The organism is Nostoc sp. LEGE 06077, assembly GCF_015207705.1.
Taxonomy (GTDB): domain Bacteria; phylum Cyanobacteriota; class Cyanobacteriia; order Cyanobacteriales; family Nostocaceae; genus Nostoc_B.
This window is the reverse complement of sequence record NZ_JADEWI010000097.1, coordinates 1-13058: the sequence shown is the minus strand read 5'-3', so window position 1 is coordinate 13058 and position 13058 is coordinate 1. Positions and strand designations below refer to the sequence as shown.

At 37.4% G+C, this 13058-nt stretch carries 12 protein-coding genes; 3 read left to right on the top strand and 9 right to left on the bottom strand.

The window, feature by feature from the left end; genetic code table 11:
* Positions 1 to 86 precede the first annotated feature (86 nt).
* Positions 87 to 1391 (top strand): DUF4214 domain-containing protein, encoded by a 1305-nt coding sequence (locus IQ244_RS31205; protein ID WP_193900550.1) that lies wholly within the window; start codon positions 87 to 89, stop codon positions 1389 to 1391.
* Between the two features lie 3 nt (positions 1392 to 1394).
* Here the strand turns inward: IQ244_RS31205 and IQ244_RS31200 are convergent, their stop codons facing one another.
* From IQ244_RS31200 to IQ244_RS31160, 9 genes are all read right to left on the bottom strand, one after another.
* Positions 1395 to 2750 (bottom strand): glycosyltransferase, encoded by a 1356-nt coding sequence (locus IQ244_RS31200; protein WP_193900549.1) that lies wholly within the window; start codon positions 2748 to 2750, stop codon positions 1395 to 1397.
* 2 nt (positions 2751 to 2752) lie between these two features.
* Positions 2753 to 3799, bottom strand: a complete 1047-nt coding sequence (locus IQ244_RS31195; protein WP_193900548.1) for a glycosyltransferase family 4 protein — start codon at positions 3797 to 3799, stop codon at positions 2753 to 2755.
* Between the two features lie 83 nt (positions 3800 to 3882).
* Positions 3883 to 5184: a glycosyltransferase family 4 protein gene (locus IQ244_RS31190; RefSeq protein WP_193900547.1), complete on the bottom strand. Its 1302-nt coding sequence runs from the start codon at positions 5182 to 5184 to the stop codon at positions 3883 to 3885.
* Between the two features lie 209 nt (positions 5185 to 5393).
* Positions 5394 to 6134 (bottom strand): ABC transporter ATP-binding protein, encoded by a 741-nt coding sequence (locus IQ244_RS31185; protein ID WP_193900546.1) that lies wholly within the window; start codon positions 6132 to 6134, stop codon positions 5394 to 5396.
* On the bottom strand, positions 6135 to 6941 hold the full coding sequence (locus tag IQ244_RS31180; RefSeq protein WP_193900545.1) for an ABC transporter permease: 807 nt from the start codon (positions 6939 to 6941) through the stop codon (positions 6135 to 6137).
* 347 nt (positions 6942 to 7288) lie between these two features.
* Positions 7289 to 8536 (bottom strand): ribulose bisphosphate carboxylase small subunit, encoded by a 1248-nt coding sequence (locus IQ244_RS31175; protein WP_193900544.1) that lies wholly within the window; start codon positions 8534 to 8536, stop codon positions 7289 to 7291.
* A 292-nt stretch (positions 8537 to 8828) separates the two neighbouring features.
* Positions 8829 to 9260, bottom strand: coding sequence for an NUDIX hydrolase (locus IQ244_RS31170; protein ID WP_193900543.1), 432 nt, complete (start codon positions 9258 to 9260; stop codon positions 8829 to 8831).
* A gap of 8 nt (positions 9261 to 9268) precedes the next feature.
* Positions 9269 to 9721, bottom strand: coding sequence for a DUF3531 family protein (locus IQ244_RS31165; RefSeq protein WP_193900542.1), 453 nt, complete (start codon positions 9719 to 9721; stop codon positions 9269 to 9271).
* Between the two features lie 127 nt (positions 9722 to 9848).
* On the bottom strand, positions 9849 to 10784 hold the full coding sequence (locus IQ244_RS31160) for a Sll0314/Alr1548 family TPR repeat-containing protein (RefSeq protein WP_193900541.1): 936 nt from the start codon (positions 10782 to 10784) through the stop codon (positions 9849 to 9851).
* A gap of 477 nt (positions 10785 to 11261) precedes the next feature.
* On the opposite strand from IQ244_RS31160, the gene IQ244_RS31155 reads away from it, so the two are divergent.
* Positions 11262 to 11936, top strand: coding sequence for an ABC transporter ATP-binding protein (locus tag IQ244_RS31155; RefSeq protein ID WP_193900540.1), 675 nt, complete (start codon positions 11262 to 11264; stop codon positions 11934 to 11936).
* A gap of 130 nt (positions 11937 to 12066) precedes the next feature.
* Positions 12067 to 12816 (top strand): 16S rRNA (guanine(527)-N(7))-methyltransferase RsmG, encoded by a 750-nt coding sequence (gene rsmG / locus IQ244_RS31150; RefSeq protein WP_193900539.1) that lies wholly within the window; start codon positions 12067 to 12069, stop codon positions 12814 to 12816.
* Positions 12817 to 13058: the final 242 nt, after the last annotated feature.

Genomic DNA, 13058 nt, shown 5'->3' with positions numbered 1-13058 from the left:
TGGGAAAGCTATATACTTAAAGTATTACAAAGTTCCAATTTGATAAAATTACTATAAATATCTTTAGTCACACTAATAGGATATATATGATGCTGAAACGTTTAGCTAATTCTTTTTTAAGAACTTTCTTGCAAAAACAGAAACTAGTTTACTCTGAGATGACAAACCAAGAGTTTGTCGAACTTTGCTATAAAGTAATTCTTGAGCGTTCATCTGATGAAACAGGTAGGTTAAATTACACCAATGCACTTGACTCTGGTTTGTCTACCAGAGAAACTGTACTTATTCAAATTGCTGAATCGCAAGAATATCAAAATAAAAAGTATTCTTTAGCTCAGACTGAACAGGAGCAGAAAAATATTTACAGGAGAACCTCTTTGATGAATAATGAAGAGTTTGTGGAGTTTTGCCATCAAAAAATATTGAGACGTACTGCTGATGAATCAGGTAAATTGAATTATTTACGTCAGCTTGATTCTGGTGAAATAATAAGAGAATCTCTGCTTTTACAACTTGCTGAATCAGAAGAATTTCAATTAGCAGTCGCATCTGATGAATTTGTATACCCTGGACATTTTTTCTCCGCAGTACCATCTCTAGAAGATATAGAAAATTTTGTCAAGTTTGAGGCGGCTAGAGAAACTGATATTTCTACCTCTATACCTGGTGTTGAGTTGAATACTCAAAAGCAGATTGAATTATTGTCTGAATTACAGCGGTATTTTGCCGAATGTCCGTTTCCTGAATGGAAAACAGATGAGTTTCGCTACTATTTTGCTAACCCTGCTTACGGAAATACTGATGGATTAATTCTCTATAGTATGATCTGCCATTTTAAGCCAAGCAAAATTATGGTGGTGGGTTCAGGATTCTCTTCATGTGCCATCTTAGATACTAATCAGCACTTTTTTAATAACAAAATTGAACTGACATTCCTTGAACCTTATCCAGATTTACTTTATTCTCTGATTAGCTATGATGAGCAACAAAGTAATAATATCATTGCCAATAAATTGCAGGATGTTGACCTAAACTTATTTAGAGACCTTGAAGAAAATGATATTTTATTTATTGATTCAACTCATGTATCAAAATTAAACAGTGATGTTAATAGAATTTTTTTTGAAATATTACCTAGGCTCGAAAAAGGTGTAATTATTCATTTTCATGATATTTTTTGGCCTTTTGAATACTGTCAAGAATGGATACGTGAAGGTAGAGCTTGGAATGAAATTTATATGTTGCGAACTTTTTTAGAATTTAATCCTTGCTTTGAAATCATTTTTTTCTTCTCTTATTTAAAAGAAAATCAAGAAAATTTAATTCAACAAACAATTCCGAGACATATTATCCAGAATGGCACTAGTTGTTGGTTAAGAAAAATACTTTAGATTTTAAGATGTAATAAAGCGGATGGACTGGGTAATTCCGATACAAGCGGAATCAAGCCAAAGATTTTCTGAGATTTCTGGAAACTCTTCACCAACTTTTTTGGCAAAATAGTTTCTGACAATTGGGTTAGAAGATAACCGATAGGATAAAGTCATGGTAGTGGAGATAATTGGCACAAGTTGTTTTGCGTAAGCTGATGGCAAATGCTGCTTTTCTAGCAATGCTTTTCCTCTTAAACCCATTTCCGTAAATGCATCGGGATTAGCGTGAAAGTTTTGTAAATAAGTCTGAATATCTTGAACTTCACACTCTAGACGCACTTTAGCGACGGTATCTGATGGCAAATAGTGATACCAACTTATGTCTGTTACTAAGCTAGGCAACGCGTGATACCAAATCCATAGCTGAGATAAGGATGCTTCTCCCATAGATGGATAGCGGAGGTTAATCGCTAAATGAGCTTGGCTTAATGCTTCATGCAAAACATTATTTGGCACAAATCCGTGAACACTAACTTGATTCTGTAAGCCTAGTGTGCAAATTTGTTTTTGTAAATATTTTTTATCCCAAACAGTACCGTAAATATCCCAATGGAAATCTTGGCGTTGCGGTAGAGTTTGCAATGCTTTTAAAACCTGATCTATACGTCTATTTAAACTTAAATGCCCAAAAGTGATTAATTTATATGGAGGTTCAAGAGTTCGAGGGGCAACAGATCCAGGTAAATATGTAAAGTTATAACAAAGTGGCAAATAATGAACAGGTATTTGGGATTTTTGCTGAAGATTATGCTCTACTTCTGGATTATGGACTATGACTCCTAGAGATCCCGCGATCGCTAATTCTGTCAGAGGAAAGTTTTCAGACATCCACTCAGTAGAGATTTGCCCATTCCAAAAGCTCTCAGCTAGTTTTTTCCCTATCTCACCATAGTAATAAGACATTAATTGGATATAAATTTTTGGCTCGTTCCATTTGTCTCTGTATATTGCGCCAAATAAGTGATGGAGTTTGGCATCATGAAGCACTACTAATCCAGGAAATTGCTGACTCACTTGCCAGATATTCGTATGAAAATCTGCATTATTTCCTATGTTGTAAATATTGAGGTCAGCTTCATGTAATTCAGACCAAGGGAAGCAAGAAAAATCATAGGTTCTGACAACCACATAGCGAGTAATCTCTGGTTCGTAAACTTCTTGTTCTGTCCAAATTGTTACTTCTACAAACTCGCTGAGGTCTTTCATCAGTCTGGCTGTGTAATCTGCTATGCCTGTGGGTGCTGGCGGTATAGGAGAAAACCAGTTAATTTTTAAACGGTATGAATCATGTTTTATTGTAGGTAGTTGTGTTGGCATTTTTATTTCAATAGCTTTTCTACAATAGTTGACCAATCAATATTCAAACTTTTATATTTTTCACGAGCCTGCTGACCCATTTGGGCTGCTTGATGAGCATTAGCCCAGAGTTTATCCATTGCATCAGCCAGTGCTTGCGGGGTTGCTTCTACTACCCAACCAGTTTCTCCTGAACACACAAATTCCAAAGGTTCTCCTGAATCGTCACAGGTAATAATCGGTTTTGCAGACAGCATTGCTTCTAGGGTGACATAACCATAATCTTCATCTACTGGAGGATAAACAACCCCTCTACACTGAGCGTAATACTGAATTTTTTCTGACTCACTAATTTTGCCGAGAAATATGGCGCGATCGCTAACTTGCAATTTTTCAGCTAAGATTTCTAAGGTTTTCATATAGTCATCAACATCAGCAGTTCCAGCAAACAGAACCTTGACAGGCTGTTTTGTCCACGACAAGGCCTGAATAATTAGCTCTTGACGCTTAATTGGTGTAATTCTACTGGGGAAAAAAATATAATCTCCAGGAAGATCGCAATAAAACTGATCAGCATTTCGTGGGGGATGATATAAATGTGGACAATCCAAGTGATTAAAAATGCTTAACCTTTGAGAAACTTTCTGAGAAATTGTATAAATTTGTTGGCTTTCTAAGAATGCATTTTGGTCAGCCCGATAAACTGCGGCTCTAATCTGCAAACTGTTAGACGCATACTGCAAATTGCTTAGAGGTGTATCCCACAGATCATAAGCTGCTCGATATTGATGAATTAGCCAAATGACTTTATTTGGATGAGGAATTAAATAAGCAGGAAAATTAAGGGCTATCAAGCGATCGAGGTCTTTTTTTCCCGGACGGATCACTTCTAATAATCGACAAGCCAACATATTGTCTAGAAGCTTCTCCGGTGAATGATCCGTAAATGGAATAGAAATCGTATCGACTAAATGACCAGCAGCTTGAAGGGCATTTACTAATTCTTCCGCAAGGATTTCAGCACCGCCAAAAACAAATGGAGTACACGTTCTAGCGACTACAATTCTCATTAGGCAAAATTATAAATATTTTATTCACTATTGATAAATTTTCTGTTTATTGACTCTTACTTATTTGATAAACTTTAGATGATTTAATATCTATCTAACAAATTTTCGAGAATTTTACTCAGCCTTTGTTGATATTTGCCAAAGCTAAATTCACTAGCTCTAATATATCCTTTCATACTAAGCTCCTGTCGTAGTGGTTGGTTTTTGACTATTTTTAAGATTCCTTGAGCAATACTTAAAGTACTCTGAGGCTCTTCTATATACAATGCAGCATCAGCACAAACTTCTGAAAGTGAACCTGCTTGAGATGTCAAAACAGGACATCCTACTTGCATTGCTTCTAAAGGTGGTAGGCCAAAACCTTCATAAAGTGAGGGAAAAATAAAAGCCAGAGCATTTTTTAATAAGATAAACTTTTCTACATGAGAAATATAGCCTAAATACCTAATTTTATTTTCACTGTTTAGTGAATTTAGTAATGGGAGGATTTCGGGATTACCTACATCTTTTTCTCCAATAATTATCAAAGGTAAACCGACTTGTTCTTGTATTGTTAAATAAGCTTCAATTAGCCGAAAAACATTTTTGCGTTTTTCCAAAGAACTGACAAATAATAAGTATTTTTGCCGTTGGATATGATATTTTTTCAAAACCAGAGATTCATCAATTTGTTTAAGAGCTAACAAAGGCAGATCAGTTAGTGGTTCATAAACTGTTATTATCTTTTGTTCATATTCGGGAAAAAGCGATAATATATCTCGACGTGAGGTTTCAGAAACGCTAAGAATCAGATCTGAGTGACGCAACATATTCTGAACTCGACGATAAAAAATAAATGTATTATCAGGGTGATCATTTCGCGTAATAGGAATAATATCATGAAGAGTTTGGACAAGTTTAATTGGGTGTGGAACGCGGATATTAGAAGGAGAGGTACAAAATATTAGATTAAATTTGTGATTAATATTGAGTTTATAAGGGTTTTCCAGAAGTCTTGGTTGAACATTTTGTGCTAACTGGTAAATTAATTTTTGATTTAAAAATCCCTTCAGATTATACAAGAATTTCAGGCGATCGCTAGTTTCTGTAGTTCGCTCACGCTCTATTTTTACTAAAGGCGAAAGACTAAGTTGATTTTTAAGCCAATAAGCCATTAAATTAGATGTAGAATGATAGCTAGATGGATTTTCTAAATGCTTCTCAATAATAATTTGTTGCGCTAAAGGATAATCTTTTGTACATTTTGCTCCTGTAATTAAGTAGTTTTTATATCCAATATTGTTAGTGCATTTCAAAAGCATTTTTGTATAAATTGCAATGCCTCGATGTACTACCTGTTCTAAGTCTGGAGAAAAAAAAGCAACTTTATACGGATATTTACTCATAAATTTGGTTGATATATAGGAATCATATTTGATTTGGAGAAAAAACTAAGTATACCTCTGTTATTTCTTGTTCTATTCCCTGTTCCCTGTTCCCTATCTACACAAGTAATTTCAATAATCAAGTTGGATTCCTATATATAAGCTATTTATTAAAATTTATCTTTTCTCTGTTTGAGAAATGCTCAATTTGAGAGAGCGAGGTTGATAGTTCAGGAATTATTTGTAGTTGTGAGGTATGCTTCAACGACTTGGTTAGCATCTCCTATTAGTTTCACTTTTCCCTTATCCAACCAAATTACCCATTCACACGACTGTCTGATAAAACCCAAATCATGAGAAACTAGCAAAACAGTGGTATCCGCAGACCAAAACTTTTCAATTCGTTGCTTGCACTTATTTTTAAAACTCTCATCCCCGACAGATAGCACTTCATCAAGAATCAAAATATCTGGTTGCACCTCGGTGGCGATCGCAAAACCTAATCGTGCTACCATACCTGATGACAATACTTTGACTGGTACTAAGGTATACTCTTGTAATTCTGCAAAATCTAAGATTGCTGCTGCTCTCTTCATCATTTCTTGTCGGGAAAATCCCAACATTACTCCATAAAAGATAATGTTAGCCATCACAGAAATTTCTGGATCAAACCCTGCACCCAACTCAATTAATGGTGCTATTCTCCCTCTGACTCGTACAACTCCCTGCTTGGGCTGCAAAATTCCACAAATTACCTTCAAAAGAGTAGATTTACCTGCACCATTTGCCCCAACAATTCCTATTTTCTCACCCGATTTAACCACTAAATCAATTTGATCTAGCACCAACTTCTTAGCAGGGTGACGATATTTTCTTTCTAAAAAAGACAAGATGGTTTTCTTCAAGTCATAAGAAAACTCTTCTTGCGTCCGTCGCCACAGAGAAACTTGATTCAGACGAATGACTTCCATCTATAGCAAATCCATGAATGAAGTTTGTAACCAGCGAAAGCAAGTTATTCCCAGAGCCAGAAAAATAATCCCACTCAAAAGAGATTGTACAATCAGTTGAACTTCTGGTAATGCTCCTGATAAAGAAATTTGACGAATACTTTCAATCACTGGGAACAAAGGATTTAGTACCAAAAATGTTTTTACTGTCGCTGGCACAATTTCTACTGGATAGAATATGGGGCTACTCAACCAAAGTAGAAAAACAACTAATTCATAGAAGTAAGGTAAATCTCTAAAAAATACAAATAAAGCACTCACTAGTAGGCTAATTCCAATACATACAAGAATCATCGCTAGTATGGGTAACAGCAACGCTATTACATTGACTAAACTTCTAGAATTAATTAATGTCATTAATGCTAGTAATGGGAATACTCCGACTGCAAATTGAAAGACATTAGCTACAACCATTGATACAGGAAAAACACTCATTGGTAAACTAATTTTGTTCAACAACATTCCATTGTTTACCACACTCAATAAGGCTTGTCCTGTAGATGCTGAAAAGAAGTTAATTACTACTAATCCTGTGAATACTGCCAGTATATAGTTGAAAATAGAATTGCCATAATAAGAAGCGAAGGCAGTGCCAAAAATTGCGGTATATGCTCCTGTCATCATTAGTGGATTGAGCAGTGACCAATACACTCCTAAAAACGAGCCTCGGTAACGGACATTTAAATTCCTTGCTACCAATACTTGTAGCAATTCCCAGTAATGCTGCACTTGTAATCGCTGGGAATTCGCTTTTAATTTCAATAACATATTGAAGCACCCACACCAAAAATAAAAACGAGAACTAATAATAGGAAAAATTTCCCCGATTTAATATGTTTTTACACAAAATAAGTCTGTTATTCAATTTTTTCTAAACACTTTGTTTGGGGTATTTTTAGCAGTCACTGTAAACTTTTGAGCTTGACGCATATTTGATAATCAGCCTCAAATTTTGCAAGAGTAAGGAGCGCATAGTCAAAAATTATGTCTGAAAACTGCCTGTAAATCAATCCATTTAACTATTTAGACATATTTCTCAGTATAGTTCTCAAAAATAAAAGCGATCGCACCACCAACACAAATGCGATCGCCTTTGACAATTCATCTATGAATTGCTAATTTTTATCATTTGGTCGTTGAATAATTGTTTCGACAACTCTTCGTTTAGCCTTCGGATCAATTCCTACTAAACGCACATACTCACCACTATATTCCGCAAGATGTGATTCTAACGTTGAGATAGCATCAGACTCAGCATCAATGTGAATGGTACCGCAACTCTGCCAAGCACCTGTGCGGAAACGACGTTCATCGACGTGTTCAAAAGTAACTTTGTGGCCTTGAGACAAGATTTGCCGAATTTGTTCTTGTGTCTCTAGAGATACATGAGTGTTTGATGGTTCCTGTTGACGATATCCATTAGTTGATGGCTTACCAATTGGTGTTTCTACCTTTGATGGTGCTACTTGATAACCTCTACCTCGATTTAAGCGATTATATTCATCCACCAACTGAGAATTTTCCACCCGTTTTTGTTCACCCACCATAAAGTGACCAGATTCAATTAAATGAGACAAATTGAAATTTGGCTTTTTAAATTCTGGTGGCCCTTCCACACTATTTACCACACGCAAGGATATGTGTTCAAAACCTATTTCATGGATAAATTTGCGGATTTGTTCGTCATAAATTCGGGAACGTATAGCACTAAAAAAGTCTATTGATTGATTGGGGAATGTATCAACAAACTGTTCAACTTCCCGTTGTGCAAGTCCATCTTCGGCAAAAATCCCGCCGACAATTCCTACTTTTTCATCACGGTTAGGTTCCCAATAAAATTTTTCCATCCGTCCGTCTCGAATTAACGGTGCATATAAAGTAGAAAAATCATTACCAGTTACGATAATTGGGACGCGTCGTATCGGATTTGAGTCATAACTTCCCGGTAATTGCACATCTGTGGGATTATCGGCAATATTCATCAGTGTGGCATTGACCAACTGTGTGTTTACAGTATATTGAGTGCCTTCATCAAAGCGTCCTGCACCTGCATCTAAATCGTTAATCATCAGCACGCACATTCTACCGCGTACTTTGACTTGTTCTGCTGTTTCCCGATAGCGTAGCCGAATCAACCGTGCGGGATCTCCCGCATCTGGACTTTCTAATTCACCACCAGAAATGAGTGTGACTTCCACACCCATTTTTTCAAAAGCTAACTCACATTGAAAGGTTTTTCCTTCACCTTTGCGTCCATGAATCCCTAAAATCAACGGTACTCTGATACCAGGAAGATTTAAGAAGTTTTTGGTGATGTGGACAGCAATTTTATCTAAAAATCGAGGTGCAATATAATAACTCATAATGATCGCTGGTGAGGACTGACTTAAATAATGCTAAGTTTTTTTGGGGACTAATGTTTACTCATTTTTTGGTAGAAATTAACAGTTTTCTTTATGAGTATTCACACAAATTATACCTGTTCATGTAAGACATTCTGGGTCGCCTGTCTCATTAAAAAATTATTCACTTAAAAAGCAAATTCTTACTTCTGATAGAGGTTTTCTATTCAGAAATATAGCTGTAATTTATTGTGTCATATATTGACTGATAATTTTGAGCGATCGCATCTAAATATTCAAGCTTAATTACACACTATAAATAATTAAAAAATTCTTCGGGGACTAACTTTAGTTCGCCAGATTTAAAGCGGGCAATATCTATCCACAATGCCCGATGATGATGGGTTCCTGATTCAGAGAACATTAAACTGTCTATTTGATAAAACTTGGAATCAGCAAAATCGCATTGATAAAGTTGAATTATTTCATGCCCTTGCCGATTGTTATATATAAATAAATTTTCAATACAACCCAAATAGCAAATATTAGTTAACTCCGCTTGAATTTCTTCTTGAAATTCTCGCTGTAAAGCTGCGTGACTGGTTTCACCAAAGTCAACACCACCACCCAAGGCGCGATAAAAATGAGCCTGCTTTGCTGGGTCATAGCCTTCAGAAACAAAAATTCGTTCACCACCCCGAATTAATCCTAAAACTATAACCCGAATTTCCCCTGATTTACTCATTCTTGTTACTAATTATCGTATGTGGAGTAAGAACGGCTTTCGCTATCCTCGACAGGCCAATCCTCATTTTCACCGCCAATATACAATTGTTCAATAGTGACATATTCCTCACTTAGCTGGGTGAGGGCGTTGATTAAAATATCTAAAGCGATCGCATCACTAGTTCCCAAGTCAAACCAACAACGCGCCCATTGTCCTTCATATTCAATCTCACCCATGTTGTGCATCAGCGCTAACAAACTTTTGTCATAACCTTGTGAGTCATAATCCAGATAGCTGATTTCCAGTCCTGTGTCCTGGACTTGCAAATTTTCAGCATTAAACGCACCTAATTTACCCAAGTAAAACCAGGAATTAAAAACTTCTTCTATATACTCTTTTTCTCTTTGCGAAGGTATGGTACTAAAACCCAACCAAATCCAGACATCAAACGGATTAATTTCTCGAAAATGAATGTGCATTCAAATAACTCAATTACTTTTACTCAAAATAAGCATATCAAAGAGGGGGCTAGAGACTAGAGGTTATAGGGAAAGGATTGGATACTGTAATTTTTTAATACCTAATCCCTAACTCATAGCCCCTAAATTAACCACCCAAATTATTTAGCTGGTTAACAGCACTCTTGCGTTCTCGCTCAATTTGTTTAACTAAACTAGCGGGTAGTTGCGATTTTTTGGTTAAGGCTTTGTCAAAATTAGCGATCGCTTCTCTCAGCAACGGCTGACTTTTTTCTCTTCTACCTTGTTCTTTGAGAACTTGGGCTTTGAGATAATACAACTCTGGGTTTTCTGGTGCGCCTTTAATCGCTTGATTAGCATAATCTAAAGCTTGAGTATATTGTTTCAAATCTCGGTAGCCAATTGCAATGCCTCGATCTGCCAAATATCTAGGTGCAGCACTTGTCTCTAACCGCCCAATCGCTTCATCAGGATTGGCAAAAGGCAGGTTCACAGATAGCATCAAATCCATGTAGCCTTTGAGTAAATTCAGTTCTGGATCTTTAGGAGAAATCGCTTCTGCTTTATCTAAATACTCGTAAACTTGCCGTAATCGACCTAAAGCTTGAGTCGCACCTTTAGCCGCACCTTCACGCGTCACAACTATAGCCCCTTCAAAAAAATGCCCAACAGCAGTGTATAAATAACCACGCAATGGGTCATTAGCAATTAATTTTTGTCCAGCAGCTAAAGTTTGCTGGCTGTATTTATTTAAATTGGTTAAATCTCCATTTATATATGCCAAAGATGCTTGCATTGCATAAGCTAGTGGTTCATTTGGCTCTTTTTCTAATGCTTCTTTGAGATGACGTTCGGCCTGGGGATAATTACCTTGTTGGAAAATAGCTTTAAAAGCTGCCTCTGTATGATCGCCAATTTGATGTGGTTCGTTGCGGCCAAAGGGGTCACCAGCTAAGGAGGGAGTCACCCAGAGATTCAGGGCGATCGCTGCTGTAAAACTTACCTGAGCAAACTTAGTTAATTTAGTCACTACTATTTGTGAAGCGGGAAATAATTTATTCATTAGCACCCTCAGAATAATTGCGGTTGAAATAGCTTTATATGTTATCTAGAATGCCAAAAATTTTTCATCTCAATTGAGTTCTATTTCAGTCAATACATTCTCTACAGGTTGACTTGGCTGATTTTTGCAAGTTCCCATGATTGTTCTAGTACAACAAGGCAAAAGTAAAAAGTGAGGCAGTGCGGTGGACGGGTTTCCCGGCATAAAGCAACTGGCGAACTCGCAAGAGTCAAAAGTAAAAAGAAAGAATAGTGATACCACAAGCTTTTTAGCCATTTCAGATAGTCTGTTTATTTCCGCCGACCTGTACTAGTTCTGAATCCAGGGTTCTTCTGCCAAAATGGAGAGATAGTCTGGCTGTGAGATTATGCTTAAAGCAAGTAACATGGCATAAATCGGTTCCGAATTCTCCGGTTGTACTTGGTGTAGTTAACCTTAGTTAGTGAGTCATTCGCCAATTTTTGGTAATTTTAACAAATGCTCTATCTCAGAAATTTGATTTATCATCCCACAGCTTGCCCAACCGCAATACTCAAGTCAATTAACCTAGAATTACCACCTCAGCAGTTAGGTTTAATTATCGGCCCTAGTGGTTCTGGAAAAAGCACCTTACTCGAAATTTTGTCTGGATTAGCTGAACCAACTTCCGGCGGAGTGTTTTGGCGAGAACAAGAACTCATCGCCGAACAGCTACAACAATTGGCTGGGATAGTGTTTCAGTTTCCCGAACGGCACTTTTGCGGCGGGACAATTTTAGAAGAATTGCGCTTAGGACACCCAGAGTTAGGATCAGAACGAGTTAAGCAAGCACTTACTGAAGTGGGATTAGAGCATTTATCGCTGTCTGCTGCGCCTTATGCTTTAAGTGGCGGACAGCAACGACGTTTAGCTTTAGCAGTGCAATTGATTCGTCAACCCAATGTATTGTTATTAGACGAACCTACAGCCGGTTTAGATTGGTCAATGCGCCAGCAACTAGTCAATTTATTGGCGAAACTCAAACAAGACTGGACATTGTTAGTAGTCACACATGATGCTGGCGATATGTTAGCGATCGCCGACCGTTGTTGGACACTCAATCATGGTGAACTGCAATCAGTTGATCCAGCAACACTTAGTAGTAAAGTGAAAGAACCCCTACCAGCAGTGTGACTTCAGAAGTGTGAAGTATGAAGTATGAAGTATGAAATTTCATTTTTGAGTCTTCTGGCTTTTGACAATTGACCAATACTTCAGCGTCTCCTGTCGGAGACGCTGCGCGAACGCTCAGTACAAGTGACTAATGACTAATTCCACAACTCCCTTGCTGCCAGAAATGGCAGAAATTTGGCAGCAAACCCTCAATTGGCAACCAACTACACAGCAACAGGCACAATTCCAGCAACTTTATGAATTGATTCTGGAAGGGAACAGCCAATTAAACTTAACTCGGATCACCGCACCCCACGAATTTTGGGAAAAGCATCTCTGGGATTCCTTGCGGGGAATTGTGCTAAATAACCAATTCATTGCATCTCTCCAAACAGGTGCATCAGTCATTGATATTGGTACAGGTGCAGGTTTTCCCGGCGTTCCCGTAGGAATGATTGCACCCAACAGCACAGTTACTCTGCTAGATTCCACCCGCAAAAAAATTGCTTTTATCGATAAAGTATTAACTACACTAGAACTCAGTAATTGCAAAACTCTCGTTGGCAGAGTTGAAGAAATCGGTCAACAAACCCAGCACCGCCAAACCTATGATCTTGCCCTTATCCGTGCCGTCGGTACAGCTTCCGAATGTGCAGAGTACAGCCTACCATTAATTAAAAAAGGTGGTTTAGCCGTAATTTACCGAGGTACTTGGACAGAAGAAGAAACCACAGCTTTGCAAAATGCTGTGAAACAGTTAGGTGGCGAAATTGCAGCAATAGAACAATTCACGACTCCCCTAACTAATAGCATTCGTCACTGTTTATATTTGCGAAAGATAGCCACCACACCGCCTCAATTTCCCCGTGCAGTTGGTATACCTCATCAAAAGCCATTGTGACCTTGATTTGAATGGTTATATAAACTAAAGATTCAATAATCAAAAAGTAAGAATCAGATTTTCTGATTTACCGAAAACTCAGATAAATGGCGCTTCTTACTACCTATTGATGCGAAACTTCCTTGCTCGGTCGCATCTCTTAAACATTCTGAGAAGACAGCTTCAACTTAAACACAAACTATGCTAATATCGCCAGAACTTGCTGCATCTTATTTAAGAGAGTTGTTTTATATCATATATCT

Bases quoted from the DNA above. Each gene is read 5' to 3' on its own strand.
- IQ244_RS31205 (WP_193900550.1), top strand. From the start codon at position 87: ATGATGCTGAAACGTTTAGCTAATTCTTTTTTAAGAACTTTCTTGCAA.
- IQ244_RS31200 (WP_193900549.1), bottom strand. From the start codon at position 2,750: ATGCCAACACAACTACCTACAATAAAACATGATTCATACCGTTTAAAA.
- IQ244_RS31195 (WP_193900548.1), bottom strand. From the start codon at position 3,799: ATGAGAATTGTAGTCGCTAGAACGTGTACTCCATTTGTTTTTGGCGGT.
- IQ244_RS31190 (WP_193900547.1), bottom strand. From the start codon at position 5,184: ATGAGTAAATATCCGTATAAAGTTGCTTTTTTTTCTCCAGACTTAGAA.
- IQ244_RS31185 (WP_193900546.1), bottom strand. From the start codon at position 6,134: ATGGAAGTCATTCGTCTGAATCAAGTTTCTCTGTGGCGACGGACGCAA.
- IQ244_RS31180 (WP_193900545.1), bottom strand. From the start codon at position 6,941: ATGTTATTGAAATTAAAAGCGAATTCCCAGCGATTACAAGTGCAGCAT.
- IQ244_RS31175 (WP_193900544.1), bottom strand. From the start codon at position 8,536: ATGAGTTATTATATTGCACCTCGATTTTTAGATAAAATTGCTGTCCAC.
- IQ244_RS31170 (WP_193900543.1), bottom strand. From the start codon at position 9,260: ATGAGTAAATCAGGGGAAATTCGGGTTATAGTTTTAGGATTAATTCGG.
- IQ244_RS31165 (WP_193900542.1), bottom strand. From the start codon at position 9,721: ATGCACATTCATTTTCGAGAAATTAATCCGTTTGATGTCTGGATTTGG.
- IQ244_RS31160 (WP_193900541.1), bottom strand. From the start codon at position 10,784: ATGAATAAATTATTTCCCGCTTCACAAATAGTAGTGACTAAATTAACT.
- IQ244_RS31155 (WP_193900540.1), top strand. From the start codon at position 11,262: ATGCTCTATCTCAGAAATTTGATTTATCATCCCACAGCTTGCCCAACC.
- rsmG (WP_193900539.1), top strand. From the start codon at position 12,067: ATGACTAATTCCACAACTCCCTTGCTGCCAGAAATGGCAGAAATTTGG.